At 69.7% G+C, this 15,976-nt stretch carries 17 protein-coding genes and 1 tRNA gene; 4 read left to right on the top strand and 14 right to left on the bottom strand.

Annotated features, from left to right (window positions below; genetic code table 11):
- Window positions 1-78: 78 nt before the first annotated feature.
- From ABD120_RS00875 to ABD120_RS00865, 3 genes are all read right to left on the bottom strand, one after another.
- Complete coding sequence (locus ABD120_RS00875; RefSeq protein ID WP_343947677.1) at window positions 79-2,403, bottom strand: DUF4132 domain-containing protein; 2,325 nt, start codon at window positions 2,401-2,403, stop codon at window positions 79-81.
- 1 nt (window position 2,404) lies between these two features.
- Entirely contained in the window at window positions 2,405-2,797 is a 393-nt protein-coding gene (locus ABD120_RS00870; protein WP_343947676.1) for a hypothetical protein, read from the bottom strand.
- Between the two features lie 67 nt (window positions 2,798-2,864).
- Window positions 2,865-3,347 (bottom strand): hypothetical protein, encoded by a 483-nt coding sequence (locus tag ABD120_RS00865; RefSeq protein WP_343947675.1) that lies wholly within the window; start codon window positions 3,345-3,347, stop codon window positions 2,865-2,867.
- Between the two features lie 85 nt (window positions 3,348-3,432).
- Between ABD120_RS00865 and ABD120_RS00860 the strand changes: the two genes are divergently transcribed.
- Window positions 3,433-3,651 (top strand): hypothetical protein, encoded by a 219-nt coding sequence (locus tag ABD120_RS00860; RefSeq protein WP_343947674.1) that lies wholly within the window; start codon window positions 3,433-3,435, stop codon window positions 3,649-3,651.
- A gap of 353 nt (window positions 3,652-4,004) precedes the next feature.
- On the opposite strand, the gene ABD120_RS00855 is transcribed toward ABD120_RS00860, so the two are convergent.
- From ABD120_RS00855 to ABD120_RS00820, 8 genes are all read right to left on the bottom strand, one after another.
- The gene (locus ABD120_RS00855) at window positions 4,005-4,280 is read right to left on the bottom strand and encodes a hypothetical protein (protein WP_343947673.1); all 276 of its coding nucleotides are present in this window, start codon (window positions 4,278-4,280) and stop codon (window positions 4,005-4,007) included.
- 578 nt (window positions 4,281-4,858) lie between these two features.
- Window positions 4,859-4,930: transfer RNA gene (locus ABD120_RS00850), tRNA-Val, on the bottom strand.
- A 16-nt stretch (window positions 4,931-4,946) separates the two neighbouring features.
- Entirely contained in the window at window positions 4,947-5,888 is a 942-nt protein-coding gene (locus ABD120_RS00845; protein WP_343947672.1) for an ROK family protein, read from the bottom strand.
- A gap of 57 nt (window positions 5,889-5,945) precedes the next feature.
- Window positions 5,946-6,251, bottom strand: coding sequence for a hypothetical protein (locus ABD120_RS00840; protein ID WP_343947671.1), 306 nt, complete (start codon window positions 6,249-6,251; stop codon window positions 5,946-5,948).
- 11 nt (window positions 6,252-6,262) lie between these two features.
- Window positions 6,263-6,703, bottom strand: a complete 441-nt coding sequence (locus ABD120_RS00835; RefSeq protein ID WP_343947670.1) for a peroxiredoxin — start codon at window positions 6,701-6,703, stop codon at window positions 6,263-6,265.
- Between the two features lie 29 nt (window positions 6,704-6,732).
- Window positions 6,733-7,161 (bottom strand): DUF3052 domain-containing protein, encoded by a 429-nt coding sequence (locus ABD120_RS00830; protein WP_343947669.1) that lies wholly within the window; start codon window positions 7,159-7,161, stop codon window positions 6,733-6,735.
- A gap of 118 nt (window positions 7,162-7,279) precedes the next feature.
- The gene (locus ABD120_RS00825; RefSeq protein ID WP_343947668.1) at window positions 7,280-7,687 is read right to left on the bottom strand and encodes a YjbQ family protein; all 408 of its coding nucleotides are present in this window, start codon (window positions 7,685-7,687) and stop codon (window positions 7,280-7,282) included.
- Between the two features lie 9 nt (window positions 7,688-7,696).
- On the bottom strand, window positions 7,697-7,879 hold the full coding sequence (locus tag ABD120_RS00820) for a DUF1918 domain-containing protein (protein WP_343947667.1): 183 nt from the start codon (window positions 7,877-7,879) through the stop codon (window positions 7,697-7,699).
- A 664-nt stretch (window positions 7,880-8,543) separates the two neighbouring features.
- Between ABD120_RS00820 and aceE the strand changes: the two genes are divergently transcribed.
- Both aceE and ABD120_RS00810 read left to right on the top strand, forming a co-directional pair.
- Window positions 8,544-11,291 (top strand): pyruvate dehydrogenase (acetyl-transferring), homodimeric type, encoded by a 2,748-nt coding sequence (gene aceE / locus ABD120_RS00815; RefSeq protein WP_343947666.1) that lies wholly within the window; start codon window positions 8,544-8,546, stop codon window positions 11,289-11,291.
- Window positions 11,292-11,471: 180 nt separating this feature from the next.
- Window positions 11,472-12,998 (top strand): alpha/beta hydrolase, encoded by a 1,527-nt coding sequence (locus tag ABD120_RS00810; RefSeq protein ID WP_343947665.1) that lies wholly within the window; start codon window positions 11,472-11,474, stop codon window positions 12,996-12,998.
- A 141-nt stretch (window positions 12,999-13,139) separates the two neighbouring features.
- Here ABD120_RS00810 and ABD120_RS00805 read toward each other — a convergent pair whose 3' ends face one another.
- The 3 genes from ABD120_RS00805 to ABD120_RS00795 all read right to left on the bottom strand — a co-directional run bounded on the left by ABD120_RS00805 (window position 13,140) and on the right by ABD120_RS00795 (window position 15,394).
- Window positions 13,140-13,499, bottom strand: coding sequence for a VOC family protein (locus tag ABD120_RS00805; RefSeq protein WP_343947664.1), 360 nt, complete (start codon window positions 13,497-13,499; stop codon window positions 13,140-13,142).
- Window positions 13,500-13,585: 86 nt separating this feature from the next.
- Window positions 13,586-14,314 (bottom strand): helix-turn-helix transcriptional regulator, encoded by a 729-nt coding sequence (locus ABD120_RS00800; RefSeq protein WP_343947663.1) that lies wholly within the window; start codon window positions 14,312-14,314, stop codon window positions 13,586-13,588.
- Between the two features lie 54 nt (window positions 14,315-14,368).
- Entirely contained in the window at window positions 14,369-15,394 is a 1,026-nt protein-coding gene (locus ABD120_RS00795; protein WP_343947662.1) for a PHP domain-containing protein, read from the bottom strand.
- Between the two features lie 113 nt (window positions 15,395-15,507).
- Between ABD120_RS00795 and ABD120_RS00790 the strand changes: the two genes are divergently transcribed.
- Complete coding sequence (locus tag ABD120_RS00790; protein WP_343947661.1) at window positions 15,508-15,963, top strand: hypothetical protein; 456 nt, start codon at window positions 15,508-15,510, stop codon at window positions 15,961-15,963.
- Window positions 15,964-15,976 lie beyond the last annotated feature (13 nt).

Here is a 15,976-nt window from a genome sequence, read left to right as displayed (position 1 = left end):
CACGCGCCACCAATATTCACTTTTTTCAGCAAATCGCCCACTTATCACCCGAATATGACTCCCCTCACATCGAACATTTCACCAACCGGCCCCGGCGCCGAGTCGGCCGCCGCCGAGTTGCCGGGTGATCGCCTCATCGGTGATCTCGGTGTCGGCGGCCAGCAGGAACGCCTTGGACAGGATCACCGACAGCATCCCGCCGTCCGCCTCGAACGGCAGGAGCACCCGATCGCGGTCCTTGCCCGGCACCACGCACAGATAGGCGTCGTCAGGCTCCATGAGCACGTTGCCGGACCCCAGATGAATCCGATACGTCCGCAGCTCCCCCCGGACCCTGAGAAACCTGTCGAGCAGTGTGCACCGGTCGGCGATGGCCAGACGGGGCAGTAACCGGGCCAGCGCGTCCCGCCGGACCTCGGCGGTCTCGGCCAGCGGGCCGAAGCCGTACGAACGCCAGTAATCACCCGAACCATGCGGATCGAGCCCCAGCGAGGCGACGCTCACCGTCAGATCGGCGTCGCGCAGCGCCTCTGACAGCGTCAGCGGCGACACCTCTGACAGGGCCTTCTCCCCGTCCCCCGAGGTGAACCGCAGAGCCCCGCTCACACACCGGGAGATGTCGGCGAAGTCTCCGAGTTCGTCCAGGTTCTCCTCGACCGCGAACTCCCAGTGCGCCGTGAGATCACCCGGAAGCTCCTTGAACACTGTGATGGTGCTGCCGCTCCAACGGCCGCGCGACAGCCCGGACCAGCCGCGCCCGGCCAGCAGCCCGTCGGCGACGTCGTACCGCAGCCGATGGCCCGCGAAGCGGCCTGAACGCGCCCCGGACCGCTCTTCCACCGGCGTGAGCGGATAGACCTCGCGAAATGCCTGCTTGACCGGCTGCCGCAGCTCCGCCAGGCGGTCGCGCCAGGCGCGGACGTCCTCGACGCCGTGCGTGATCGGATGCCACAGCCGTACCTCCGCACCAGGCTCAGGCCGGACCCAGCCGCCGTCCGCCCCGGTCAGCACCCAGGCGTCGGCCACCTGCTCGGGAAGCCCGGCCGCTCCACCGGGCAGCTCCCAGATCAGCGCGCGGCCGATCCCGCCGATGAGCGGGTGGTCGAGGTAGTGCTCGCGCACCTCCTCCCACGGCCAGGTCCGGCCGGTCGCGAGCGCCTTCTCCATACGTGAGCGCGTGGCCGACAGGGTCCGCTTCAGTTCCCCCCTCATGGCGCGGAACTCCGCCAGCAGCCCCTGGTCGACGCTCTTCGGAATGGTCTTGCGCACCCTGCCGGAAGCGTCGACGTAGTCGATCGTGCCCGCCCGGTGCAACCGCAGGCCCTGCTCCTCGCGGATGCCGTCGGACCGCAGGCCGAAGGTCGGGACCGTACGCTCGGCCAACTGCTCGCTCGTGAGACCCGCCTTTTCGGCCGTCTCCGCCAGTGTCCGGCCGGCTCTGTCGCGGATGGCCGGCGTCTTGCCCCTCGCCTGGACACGAGCGAGTTGAGGGACCACGCCGAGACCGCCGCGTCTGCCGAGCACCCCGATGGCCGCGTTGGCCAGCATCTCACTGCGAAAGGCGGCACCCGCGCGCACCGCCACCTCGCCGACCAGGTCGTTCACCCATGGCTCTGCGATCAGTTCACATGTCCAGACCATGCCGCGCAACGTCGTGGCGGTGCGTTCACACAGCCAGATGCCGGACAGCTCCCCTTGAGGTGGGCTCAGGTGGGCACACAGCGCCCGGAGGACGTCACGCACGACAGCGACGGCGGCCGGAGTCAGCAGAGTGTGCGCGGTCTTCAACCACTTGCCGCTCAGTTTGGCGGCCGTCGCCGTGATCCAGTGCCACAGCATCGGCAGCACATCGGCGGCGGCCAGTCGCTCCGCGTACGCCTCGACGATCAACTCGGAGAAGTCGTCCTCCCACAGAACGGCGCCGACGATCTCGACCGGGTCACCCGTCTCCGGCACCGTGAGGAGCCGTGCTATCGGCTCGGGTATCGGACCGTAGCGGTAATCGGTGCTGATCATCGGCTTCAGCAGGCGCATGCGTTCGCGACTGGACAGCCGGGCGCAGGCGGCCGCCGGCAGCGCGAACAGTTCCTCGCCGCAGGTGTCGGCCTTCACGGACTCGCGCCACATCCGCTCGCCCCCTATGGACTCGCGCCACATCCGCTCGACCGTCTCCTTTGGCAGGTCGCGCATGTGCGTGGCCACGTCGCGGGCGACCTCGATCCGCCGTTCCCTGGCCCGGCTGTCTCCGCGACAGGCACCCACCAGCTCGTGCTGCGCCCACCAGGCCGCCAAGGCGAACGTGCCGGAGTCATACCTCTCGACGGGGAGCCTCTCCCCAGCGCCGTAGGCGGCCCTGAAGCCCGCGACCAGCTTCCTGTCCTCGTCGCTGAGATCCTCCAGCATCTCAGCCTCCGACCAGGGGGACGAGCTTGACGAAGGACACGACGGGGTCGGCGGTGAGGTCGATCTCGGTGGAAAGGTCCTCGATCTGTCGGTCGCCGACCAGCATCAGGAACCCGTTGCGGGCGAAGGCCGCCTCCGCCGCGTCGGCCTGCTTCCGCCAGTCGAGCGTGCGCGGGGTGCGCAGGCGGTAGCCGTTCAGTTCGATCTCGGCGTCGGTCGGTCTGACCAGGCCGTTGAAGTGGTGGGAGGGCGCGGCGTTGTAGCGGGCGACCTCCTCGCGGACGCGCAGCCGTACGAGCTCTCTGGCGCTGATCCGCTCGGGGAGGCCGGGCAGGGAGTACTCCTCCAGAGCCCGGCCGGTCGCCGTCTCGTCGCGCAACACCACGGATGCCATCGAGGGTTCCGTTCTCGCTGGAAGGATCGGTCGATGGTCATCTATACCAGCGGGCTGCGACAGAAACTCAGCGAGCGACCTCGGAGGCGACTACCCGCCACCCCTTGCCAGGGCCCTTCTCGCCCAGGGCGTAAACGAGGTCCATCGGCCCGCCGCTCCCGCCACGGGAGGCGAGACGGAACGTCGCCGACACCATGACGACCTCGCTGAACCCCGGATGGTCGAAGGCGAGAGCCTCGGTCCGCTCGACGACCAGGCCCTCGACCCGTTCCCAGGTACAGAAAGCCCCGGCCCGTTCCTGCTCGCCGAACGCGGGGACCGCCAGCTGCTCCATCAGGTCGGCGTCACGGGCGGCCACCGCCTCCAGATACGCGCGCAGGACCGCCTCCGGCCCCGCGTCCGGACCGGGCGGCACGACCCGCCGCTCCGGCCAGGCCAGCAGGCGGCACGCGGACACCCGGCACGACTCACAGGTCACGCTCACGACGGCGCCGAGCACGGCCACGAGAACCGCGGCGCCCAGGATGACGCGCGCCCGGTTTCCGAGCATTCGGAGTCCTTCCTGACGGCAACGGGGGAACCCGTCCTGATAGCGTCGGTTCGGAACCCCCTGACGTTACGACTCGGGAGTTCCGATGATCCGTCCGGATTCGGGCCCGCCCAAGCGCGCCCGCCCGCCGCACCTGGCCAGAAGCGTCCGCAAGGAACGCGGCCTGCCTGCGAAGTCACACGCGTTCCACCTGGTGGCGACCGTGTTCACCTGCGGCCTGTGGGGCTTGCTCGTCTGGCTGCCGCTGTGGATCTTCCGCATGGTGTTCCGCCGCAAGATCGTCACCAGGTACTACTACGACTGACGGCACCCGCAGATCGGGCAAGACGCCCAGGAAACTCGGCTTGGAGTCACCGAGCGCGCCCGCACCGCCCCCATGCACCCCACGACGCCCAGCACGTCGACACGGTGGAAGGCCGGGCCGGTCGCGAACATCGCGTGCCACTCGTGCTGGTCCTTCAGCTTGGACGGCAGCGGCCTCGGCACCATCGGCGCGGGCGTCCTGAGTTCCAGGAGCCCGCGCGATGAACCGGGCCTGTGTTCTTCGCGGTGGCCCGTCCCGGGGGTGACGGGCCCGCCACGCAAGGAGAGCGGCCTTCTCCTCACCATCGACAGCCGCTACGGCACACGACCGACGTCATGGCCGGGCCGGGCGCGTCACCCGGCCGTGGTGGCCGGCTCCTCCGCCGCCGCCTGCAGCGCCATCCAGGCGCGGTGCGGGCTGTCGACGGTCGCCCAGTACGGGTGCCGGTGGATCTCCTCGGCCAGCCGTACACACTCGGAGTACGCCTCCACCCACTCGGCCTGCTGCTCGTCCGACAACGTCGCCGACGGTGCCGGACGGCAGCGGCTCAGCTCGCTCTGCCGGAGTTCGAAGGCCAGGAACTCGCGCCGCAGCCGCAGCAGGTCCTGCGGTACCTCATATCCACCCATGGTGCGTCCCCCCAGGTCACGCCGTATGAATCGCATCATAGAGACCCAGTTACGGACAGTTGCCAAGCCACCCCACCGAAACCCAAGATCTACCTAAAGACGGACGCGTCCACCGTCGCGCGAACCGCACCTGCCCACACCCCATCGGACTGCCCCGGCGATCGTCCTCATCGCCGGGAAGCGGCCAGGAAACGTACGAACCACAAGAGCGGAGCCACCGACAGCACCCCCTGCACGCGGGGATGGGGTACTCAGTCACATGAACCGATGCGCAAAGCGGCGCCGTACCGGAGAAGGACTCGCTGTAGCCGGGAGGCGCCCCACGATCACGAGAGAACTCTCCCAGGACCTCGTGCAAGGGAGCGCCGTGTCCCTCGAAAGCGCACCTGGAAGCCGATCACGCCATCCCGAAAGAAGAACCTGGCAGGCCACTCGACCCGGTCGCCACAGAGGCCGCCTACCTGCCGGAAGGGGCGAAGACCACAGACAGCGTCTTCCCGCCACAGCGGGCGACATAGTCACTCAGTTGGTTACTCAGTCCTCGCGGCAAGATCGCTGCGGAAGCCTCTTCGCGCAGGTGGACGATACTGGGTTCGAACCAGTGACCCCTCGCTTGTAAGGCGAGTGCTCTACCGCTGAGCTAATCGTCCCGAACGGGACCCCACCTTACGACACCAACGGCTCCGAGCGCACATTGACCGTCCACCCCGGTCCGAGCTCCGGCCGCCCGGCCGCTCGCCACCCCAGCAGGGACGCGCCGAGCATCGAGGCGTCGACGCCCAGCGCGGCCGGCACGAGCGGCGGCGCGTCCCGGAAGGCCAGTCGCTTGACCAGACGGGTCCGGACCGGGTCGAAGAGCGCGGGGCCGGCCTCGGCGAGGCCGCCGCCGAGCACGATCATGGACGGGTCCAGCAGCAGCGTGTAGGTCGCCAGCGCGAGCGACAGGGCCTCGACCGCCTCGTCCCACACCTCGACGGCGATCGGGTCGTCGGAGGCGACGACCTGCTCGGCGCGCATGCCGGACACTCCGGCGCGCAGGCTGTAGCGGCGGCCGACGGAGGCGGCGGAGGCGTAGGTCTCCAGGCAGCCGAACTGCCCGCAGGCGCACTCCTCGCCGTCGGGGAAGACGGGGATGTGCCCGATCTCGCCGCCCCAGCCGCTGGAGCCGCCGTACGGCTCGCCGCGCAGGATCATGGCGCCCGCGATGCCGGTGCCGATGGGCAGGAACAGGAAGTCCTCGACGCCGCGCCCGGCGCCCAGGACGCTCTCGGCCAGGCCGCCGGTCTGGACGTCGTGGCCCAGCCGTACGGGGACGTCGAGGGAGGTGAAGTCGGCGCCGGGCACGTCCCGCCAGCCGATGTTCGCCGAGTAGACCGCCGCGTTCTCCGACACGAGCCCCGGTACGGCGAGGCCGATGCCTGCGGGGATGCCGTCACCCGAGGCGGCCAGATGGCCGATGAAGTCTCGGATGGCCGTGACGACGGCCTCTGGCCCGTCCTCACGGGGCGTGGGGCGGCGCTCGGTGAGAAGCACCACGCCCGACTCGCTGACCAGGCCGCCCTTCATGGACGTCCCACCTACGTCGAGTGCGACGACAAACGAACTCATTGCGGACACGGTAGGAGACGATAGCGCAGCTCAGCATATGTGCGGAAAAGTGATCACTCAGGCGCGCCCGAGCACGCGGTTCAGCGCCGCCTCCACCTCGGCCGAGAAGTCCGGTGCGGCGGGCGGGCTGAACGCCTCCGCGCGGGCCATGCGCACCGCGCCGCAGGCCCGGCACTCGATCTCCCCCAGGCGGCAGATGAGCGTGCTGGAGCCGCACGTGCCGCACGTGTCGAGGTCGAGGTCGTGCATCCCCTGGCAGTCCGGGCAGATCAACACCTGGGTCTCGTCGCGCACCCCGCGCTTCCACGGGCTGGCGCCCCGTACCGGGTCGGTCTGCCTGGCCCCGCAGTTGTAGCAGGGCATCGCATCCTCCGTTAAGAAATGTCGGCGAGTGCCTTGGCGTACTCGGCGAGATCGCGTGGGGTGCCGGCCGGGTTGACGACCGTCCACCGGATCACGCCTTCGCCGTCGATCACGAAGGTCCCCCGCTTGGCGAATCCCTTCGTCTCGTCGAGGACACCGTACGCCCGCGCGACCTGTCCGTGTGGCCAGAAGTCTGACAGCAACGGGAATGTATAACCCTCTTGGTCGGCCCATGCCCGGTGGGTGAACACGGAGTCCGCCGACACGGTGAGGATCTGGGCGCTCGTGGCGAATCCCTGAAGCTCGGCCAGTTCGTTCCGGCACACACCGGTGAAGGCGGCAGGAAAGAAGACCAGCACGACGTTACGCCCCCTGAAGCTCGACAGCCTCATGGGTGTGCCGTGCTGGTCCGGCAGCTCGAAGTCGGGTGCGCAGGCGCCTACCTGGGTCATGGGCCCATGATGGCAGGCGCGCGGCGCCCCTAGCGCCGTCCTTTGGGTGTGACGAGCCTGGTCCCCGACCAGTCGGAGGCGGCGGAGATGCTGCTGGTCTGCGAGAGTCCGGCGGTGGTGGCGTCCTCCCCGATGTCGCTCGGCTCCACATGGCCGTCCCGGCCGGCCTTGGGAGTCAGCAGCCAGATCTGGCCGCCCTTGGCGAGGGCTCGCATGGCGTCGCTCAGGACGTCGAACAGGTCCCCGTCGCCGTCCCGGAACCACAGCAGTACGACGTCCACGACGTCGTAGCTCTCCTCGTCGAGCAGTTCGTTGCCGGTCAGGCTCTCGATGGACTCGCGCAGTTGCTCGTCGACATCCTCGTCCCAGCCGATCTCCTGCACCACCTGACCCGACTTGAGGCCGAGTCGTTCGGCCAGGCCGCGCTCGTCCTGCGCCTGACCCGCGGTCGCGCTCACGTTTATCCCTCCTGCTTGAGTGGCCCCGCTTATGCGGTTTATCGCTTCGGCACAGTCCACACGCTGCGACCCTCGGTCGTCAACGGTCGCCACGGTCACGGCGACAGGACCGCACATATCAATCCGACAAAAACGACAGACGAACGCGGCGTTCCCGGTTGTCGACATTCAGGTCGACGATCGCGATCGACTGCCAGGTGCCCAGCGCGAGACGTCCGCCGATGACGGGCACGCTCGCGTAGGGCGGGATGAGCGCCGGCATCACGTGGGACCGGCCGTGGCCGGGCGAACCGTGGGCGTGCCGCCACCGGTCGTCGGCCGGGAGCAGGTCGCCGAGCGCGGCCAGCAGGTCGTCGTCGCTGCCGGCGCCGAGTTCGATGATCGCCACCCCGGCGGTGGCATGCGGGACGAAGACGTGCAACAGCCCGTCGCCGCCCTGTTCTCCCGCGAACCGCTCGCACTGGGGCGTGATGTCGTGCACCGTCTCGCTGGACCCGGTGGTCAGCGAGATGACCTGAGATCTCACATGGCGATCCTACTGACGCATGACGACCGCATCGGGGCCCGGAAACACCAGCGCCGTGTGGCCGTCGTCGAAGCGCACGATGTACGGCGGCTCGCCGTGGGCGCCGCGCACCTCGATGATCTCTCCGTTCCTGTCATGCTCGCCAACGGTGTTGCCGTGCATGAGGAGCCGGTCTCCTACCGTCGCGTTCATACCTTCACCTTGATACGCGCGGCGCGCCGCGAAAAGAGTGCCTTAACAGATCTTTGATGATCGTTTCCGTCGTCGGGGGCGGGCGCACCCACCCCATCTGTCACGGCGAAGCCCCCACACCCCCACCCACCGCCCCAGGCTGAGGGCCTCCAGGGTGACGCTCCTCCCCGCACCACACCCCGCCGTGACGCCGTCACGGCAAACCCGATACGGGCGCCGTGACGGCGGAGGAAGCAGGCCGATGAGTGCCGCCGGAGAGGCCCCGCACCGGCGCGGCGGGCGGAGTCAGGACGGCTGTGCCGTAAATGGAGGAAAGGCCGGGAGCGAGCGCGCCCGAGAAGCCGTCCGGACCCACCCGCACGAGCGGACTCCCCACGTCGGAGGTCCACCCGCGCCGGTGGCTCGGTAGGCTGCGCTGTAGCGGCGGCCCGCCCCACCGTCAATAACGGAAATCTCGCAGCTTTTCCGGTCTTGTTAAATTGCCGGGTCGATGTACCCTGTGGTGGCGATTCGTCCGACCATCGGTGGTCTAGGCCACCACTGACGCCCCTGCCAGCAGGGACGCCCTGGTTACCCACGAGTAGAGATGCACTTTCTACGTCAAGCGACCAGGATGGAAGGCGACCCACGACCAGAGACATCAGACCTCGGAAGGCGAGACCCAGTGGCTTCCGGACGCCAGCGTTTCTCGATCATCAGCGACGGCCTACCCAGCCAGCTGCCTGATGTCGACCCCAGCGAGACCAACGAGTGGCTCGAATCCCTCGACAACGTCGTCAAGACCGAGGGCCGCACCCGTGCCCGCTACCTGATGCTCCGCTTGCTGGAGAGGGCCCGCGAGCACCAGGTCGGCGTGCCAGGACTGCGCAGCACCGACTACATCAACACGATCCCGCCGGAGCGGGAACCCTGGTTCCCCGGCGACGAACACGTCGAGCGCCGCATCCGCGCCTACATCCGCTGGAACGCGGCCGTGATGGTGTCACGCGCCAACGCCCGCACCAACGTGGGCGGCCACATCGCCACCTACGCCTCCGCCGCCTCCCTCTACGAGGTCGGCTTCAACCACTTCTTCCGGGGCAAGGACCACGGCGAGTCCGGCGACCAGGTCTTCTTCCAGGGCCACGCCGCGCCCGGCATCTACGCTCGCGCCTTCCTCGAAGGCCGCCTCAACGAGGCCCAGCTCGACGCCTTCCGCCAGGAGCTCAGCCACGGCTTCCACGGGCTGCCCTCCTACCCGCACCCGCGCCTGATGCCCGACTTCTGGGAGTTCCCCACGGTCTCCATGGGCCTCGGCCCGATCAGCGCGATCTACCAGGCCCGCTTCAACCGCTACCTCCTCAACCGCCAGCTCAAGGACACCAGCCGCAGCCACGTCTGGGCCTTCCTCGGCGACGGCGAGATGGACGAGCCCGAGTCGCTCGGCGCGATCGGCCTCGCGGCCCGCGAGGAACTCGACAACCTCACCTTCGTCATCAACTGCAACCTGCAGCGGCTCGACGGCCCGGTACGCGGCAACGGCAAGATCATCCAGGAGCTGGAGTCGTACTTCCGAGGCGCGGGCTGGAACGTCATCAAGGTCGTCTGGGGCCGCGACTGGGACCCGCTGCTCGCCGCCGACGTCGACGGCGTGCTGGTCAACCAGATGAACACCACGCCCGACGGCCAGTTCCAGACCTACTCCGTCGAGTCCGGCGAGTACATCCGCGAGCACTTCTTCGCCGGTGACCCGCGCCTGCGCAAGATGGTCGAGCACCTGACCGACGACGACATCCGCAAGCTGTCGCGCGGCGGCCACGACTACCGCAAGGTCTACGCCGCCTTCAAGGCCGCCCGCGAGCACGTCGGCCAGCCGACGGTCATCCTCGCCCAGACCATCAAGGGCTGGACCCTGGGCAAGGACTTCGAGGCGCGCAACGCCACGCACCAGATGAAGAAGATGACCAAGGCCGAGCTCAAGGAGTTCCGCGACCGGCTCTACCTGCCGATCCCCGACGCTGCCCTCGAAGGCGACCTGCCGCCGTACTTCCACCCGGGCGAGAACGACCCCGAGATCGAGTACATGAAGGAGCGCCGCGCGGCGCTCGGCGGCGTGCTGCCCAAGCGGGTCGTGCGCGCCAAGACGCTGAAGCTGCCCGGCGACGAGGTCTACAAGCAGTTCTCCAAGGGCTCGGGCAAGCAGCAGGTGGCCACCACGATGGCCTTCGTCCGGCTGCTCAAGGACCTCATGCGCGACAAGGAGATCGGCAAGCGGTTCGTGCCGATCATCCCCGACGAGGCCCGTACGTTCGGCATGGACGCCATGTTCCCGAGCGCCAAGATCTACAACCCGCACGGCCAGACCTACGAGGCCGTCGACCGCGAGCTCCTGCTGTCGTACAAGGAGTCCGAGCAGGGGCAGATCCTTCACGAGGGCATCAACGAGGCCGGGTCGATGGCCTCGGCCACCGCCGTCGGCACCGCGTACGCCACGCACGGCGAGCACATGATCCCGGTCTACATCTTCTACTCGATGTTCGGCTGGCAGCGCACCGGCGACCAGATGTGGCAGATGGCCGACCAGATGACGCGCGGCTTCCTGCTGGGCGCCACCGCCGGCCGTACCACCCTGAACGGCGAGGGCCTCCAGCACGAGGACGGCCACACGCCGCTGATCGCCTCGACGAACCCGGCCGCCGTCACCTACGACCCGTCGTGGGCCTACGAGACCGCCTACATCGTCAAGGACGGCCTGCGCCGCATGTACGGCGAGGAGCAGGAGAACGTCTTCTACTACCTCACCGTCTACAACGAGCCCTACATCCAGCCGGCCGAGCCGGAAGGGCTCGACGTGGCGGGCCTGCTCAAGGGCCTGTACAAGTTCGCCGACGGCCCGCAGACGCAGGGCCCCAAGGCCAACATCCTGTCCTCCGGCGTCGCCGGCCCGTGGGCGGTCGAGGCGCAGCGCATGCTCGCCGAGGACTGGGGCGTGTCCGCCGACGTGTGGTCGGCGACGTCCTGGGCGGAGCTGCGCCGCGAGGCGCTCGCCTGCGAGGAGCACAACCTGCTCAACCCCGAGGCCGAGCAGCGCGTCCCGTACGTGACCAGGGTGCTGTCGCAGGCGTCGGGGCCGTTCGTCGGCGTCAGCGACTACATGAAGGCCGTGCAGGACCAGATCGCCCAGTGGGTGCCCGGCGACTGGACCTCCCTCGGCACCGACGGGTTCGGCCTGTCCGACACGCGCTCGGCGCTGCGCCGCCACTTCCACGTGGACGCGGCCTCGATCACGCTGGCCGTCCTCACCCAGCTCGTACGGCGCGGCGAGGTGAAGCCCGAGGTGCTGCGCGAGGCCATCGCCCGCTACCACCTGAAGAACGGCGTCACCGAGGCCGGCGGCGCGGAGAGCAACGACGCGGAGTCGATGGGCGTCTGACCTCCCGCGAACCACCCTGGCGCGCTCCCGCGAAAATTCTTCGCGGGAGCGCCGTCATATCCGGCCGCCTTCTCCGTGAGAACACGTGAGGCGGCACGTTCAAAAGGAGGGGTACGTGCCGCCTCACCCCTCTAGCGTAGAGTGAGCGGTACTTCCCCCAGAATCTTGAGGGGAACGTCTATGCGCCGGGTCCTGTCCGTCGTCGCTCTGTCCATGCTCGCCGTGGGTTGCGGGAGCACCGCCAAACCCTCCACCGCGCCCGGCTCGTCCGGCGCCGAGTCCGGTGGCTCGCCCACCGGCACGGCCGAGCGGATCGCCTGGGGCGCCTGCACCGACCTGGCCCGCCCGGGCGGCGAGACCCCGGCCAAGCCCGACACCAGCCTGCAGTGCGGCAAGCTCGCCGTACCGCTCGACTACGCCAAGCCGGAGGGCGACAAGATCGAGCTGGCGATGATCCGGGTTCCGGCCACCGACCAGGCCAAACGGATCGGCTCGCTGTTGTTCAACTTCGGCGGCCCCGGTGGTTCCGGCGTCGACACGCTGGCGCAGGCCGCCAAGGCGTTCGGCCCGCTGAACGCCCGCTACGACCTGGTGAGTTTCGACCCCAGGGGCGTTGAGCGCAGCTCGGGCGTGCGCTGCGGCGGCACCGCCGAGATGGACTCCTTCACCTCGCTCGACACCCTGCCGGACAACCCCGAGACGGACGCGGCCAACGACGCCGCCAACAAGAAGTTCGCCGAGCTGTGCGACAAGGACTCCGGGAAGATCCTGCCGTACGTCGGCACCGTCAACGCCGCCCGCGACATGGAGACGATGCGGGCCTCGCTGGGCGACGCCAAGCTCAACTACTTCGGCATGTCGTACGGCACCCAGCTCGGCGGCGTGTACGCCACGCTGTACCCGAAGGCCGTGGGCCGGATGGTGCTCGACGCGCCGCTCGACCCGACCGTCACCTTCGAGCAGCGCACGCTGGTGCAGACGGCCGGTTTCCAGAAGGCCTACGAGAGCTTCCTCAAGGAGTGCGTGCGCGAGGGCTGCGACCTCGGCGCCAGCGTCGAGGCCGCCGACCGCAGGATCGAACGACTGATGATCGAGCTGTCCGAGCGGCCGATCCAGGTGGGCGACCGGGAGCTGACCCAGGGCGTGGCCTCCACCGGGGTGGCCGCCGCGCTCTACTCGACGCTCACCTGGCCGCTGCTGGAGAACTCGCTGGCCCAGGCGTTCAAGGGGCAGGGATCGGGGCTGATGTTCCTGTCCGACAGCTACGTCGGGCGCGCGCCCGACGGGAAGTACTCGACGCAGATGACCAGCTTCCCCGCCATCACCTGCGTGGACAGCGCCGAGCGGCCGAACGAGCAGACGCTGTCGAAGACCGAGGACGCGGCGCTGCAGATCTCGCCGCTGTTCGGCAGCTCCGGCGCGGGCGCGCTGTGCTCGGTGTGGCCGGTGCCGGGCAGCGACCAGGCCAAGCACGTGGACGCGACCGGGTCGGCGCCGATCGTGGTCGTAGGCGGCAAGGGCGACCCGGCGACGCCGTACGAGTGGGCGCCGAAGCTGACGGCCCAGCTCAAGACCGCGACGCTGCTGACGTACGAAGGCCAGGGGCACGGGGCCTACCTTTCGGGCAACGAGTGCGTGCAGCGGGTCGTGAACGACTACCTGCTTCAGGACAAGGTGCCGCAGAAGGGCGCGACCTGCGCGGCCTGAGACGGGAAGTGGCCCCGAGAGCGCTGCCCATCGGCGGTGGGCGGCGTGCTCGAGGCGGTGGCGGAACCCGGGCCGGGGCGACGGGGAAGGTGCCGCGCCCGGCCCGGCCGGACCGGGCCCGCGGAGCGGGAGCCCGGAGGCTCAGCGCTTCGGTGTGAAGACGCCGAACCGGTTGCCCGCCGTGTCGAGCAGGCAGGCGAAGTCGGGACCCGTGCCGACGACCTTGGCCAGGACCCTGCCACCGGACGACTCCGCCTGTCTGCAGGTCTCCTCGACGTCGGCGACCTGCACGTGGAAGATCGCGTGCGCCGGGAACCTGCCCCGGGTGTCGAACAGCCCGCCGGCGGGCCGCTCGGCACCTGGGTAGCCGATCAGGTGGTACCCCGTGCCCATGGCCGGTGCGGCGGCGAACGCCCAGCCGAACAGACCACCGTAGAACCGCTGCGCACGCCCGGGGTCGTCGGTGGCGATCTCGAACCAGGTGACGGTGTTGAGCACCACTTCTCCTCCTCATCTCTCGAACAAGGAGACGATAAAGGAGGCGACTGACAATTTTCGTCGCCCCGATCGAGAGGCTTGTCGAAAGCTCAGTCGACGGCCGTCTCTCGCATGATCATCTCGGGGACGTCGGCCGCGTAGCCCTCCAGCGGCCGGTCGGGCGCCCGCTCGCCGGTGGACTCGGCGGAGGCGATGCGGTCGAGCCGGAACACCCGCACGTCCTCGCGCAGCCTGCACCAGCCCACGAGGTACCAGAAGCCGCCGCGCCCGCCCAGGAACACGCCGGGCTCCACCGCGCGTGAGGTGGCCGCGCCCTTGCGGTCGACGTACTCAAGGCGCAGGACGCTGCGGCGCAGCAGCGCCTCCTCGATCGTGCGGGAGACCGCCGCTCCGCCGAGCGGCAGGGGCTGCCGCGGGGAGTCGCCGGGCAGCCGCATCCGCACCCGTCTGGCCAGCTCTCTGGCCAGTTCGCCCTCGGGGCCCGGCATGGCCGCCACGAGCTTGCGTAACGCGCTGCGCGCCTGCTCGGCGAAGGGCTGCTCGTCGCCCGCGCGGCTCAGCGCCAGCGCGATGGCCACGGCCTCGTGCGGGGTGAAACCGAGCGGCGGCAGGGACGGTGTCTCGTCGAGGGTGTAGCCGCCCTTGCGGCCGGGAGCGGCGCGGACGGGCACGCCGGACTCCTGCAAGGCCGAGACGTCGCGCTCGATGGTGCGGGCGCTCACCTCGAACCGCCTGGCCAGTTCGCGGGCGGACCGGCTCTTGGGGGCGGCGGCACGCAGTTCGTCGACGAGCGCGTGCAGCCGATCGGTCCGGTTCACGCCTTCGACGGTACGCTCCTGGACCGACAATCTCCCTAGCCGCGAGCGCCAGTGTCAGCGCGAGCCGGTCCACGCCAGCAGTTCCTCCACCGGCCAGGTGTTGACGACGCGCCCGGCCTCGATCCCGCACAGCGCCGCCCGCTCACAGCCGAGGCGCTGCCAGTCGAGTTGCCCCGGAGCGTGGGCGTCGGAGTCGATCGCGAACACGCACCCCCACTCGTAGGCCTGTCGCATGAGCCGTTTGGGCGGGTCCAGCCGGTCGGGCCGGGAGTTGATCTCGACGGCGACGCCGAAGCGGCGGCACGCCTCGAAGACGATCTCGGCGTCGAAGGCGGACTCCGGGCGCAACCCGCCCCTCTTGGTCCCGGCTTTGACGATCCGGCCGGTGCAGTGGCCCAGGACGTCCACGTTCGGGTCGGCGATGGCGGTGACCATCCGCCTGGTCATGTCCTCGGCGCCCATGCGCAGCCCCGAGTGCACGCTGGCGACGACCACGTCGAGCCGTTCGAGCAGCTCGGGCTCCTGGTCGAGGGTGCCGTCCGCGTTGACGTCCACCTCGATGCCGGTGAGGATCCGGAAGGGCGCGAGGTCGCGGTTGAGCCGTTCGACCAGGTCGAGCTGGTCGCGCAGCCGCTCCGCCGACAGCCCGCGTGCGACGGTGAGGCGGGGCGAGTGGTCGGTGAGGGCGAGGTAGTCGTGGCCGAGGGCGCGGGCCGCCGCCGCCATCTCCTCGACGGGCGAGCCGCCGTCCGACCAGTCCGAGTGGCTGTGCAGGTCGCCCTTGAGCGCCGCGCGCAGTTCCCCTGCCTCGGCGCCGAGGTCGGCGCCCGCCGTGGCCTGGAGGCGGCGCAGGTACGTCGGTGTCTGGCCGCCGAGCGCCTCGGTGACCGCCAGCGCGGTCACCTTTCCGATGCCGGGCAGGCCGGTCAGCCCGCCGGAGGCGGCGAGCCTGGTGAGTTCCTCGCGGGGCAGGTCGGCGACGACGGCCGCGGCCTTGCGGAAGGCCCGCACCCGGTAGGTGGGCTCGCCGGCCCGCTCCAGCAGGAAGGCGATGTCGCGCAGCGCCTGGTCGGGTTCCATGCTCAGAGGGATACCCAAGCAGCCGTCAAGTGATCGGCAAGTGGCTTCATGTACTGATTGTTCAGGACAAAAGCCACCGATAGGATGACCGGCCAGCACGACCCAGGAGCCCGATGAAGACCACCCCGCCCCCGAAGAAGATCAGCCGCACGGCCGTCTACAACATCGCGACGGTCGGGATCGTGGGCGCGCTCGTCGCGGGCTTCATCGCCGTGCAGTCGGACGACGAAGAGGTCACGGCGGACTGCGTCTACGCCGTCGAATCCGACCCCTTCGCCGACACCGGGCCCACCGCGCCCGCAGACGCACCCGTGGGCGTCGAGTCCGAGCGGCCCGCCGAGAACTCCTACGTGGTCGTGGACGACGACTACTGCGACGACGACGGCGGCAGCAGCAGTAGCGGCACCGGCGTCTACCGTGCCTACCACTGGTACTACGGCGGCGTCCGCAACGGCGGTCGCGTCAGCGGCGGAACCTCCGTACGCCCCTCCGGCGTCGAGATCAGCAGCCGCGACGGCAAGTCCATCCAGCGCGGCGGCTTCGGCAGGGGCTTCAGTGGCGGCGGATAGGGCGCGCTCGCGC

It is taken from the genome of Nonomuraea longicatena (genome assembly GCF_039525605.1).
In the GTDB taxonomy this organism is placed as follows: Bacteria; Actinomycetota; Actinomycetes; order Streptosporangiales; family Streptosporangiaceae; genus Nonomuraea; species Nonomuraea longicatena.
The sequence above is the reverse complement of the archived record's forward strand: the minus strand, read 5'-3'. Positions and strand labels throughout refer to the sequence as shown.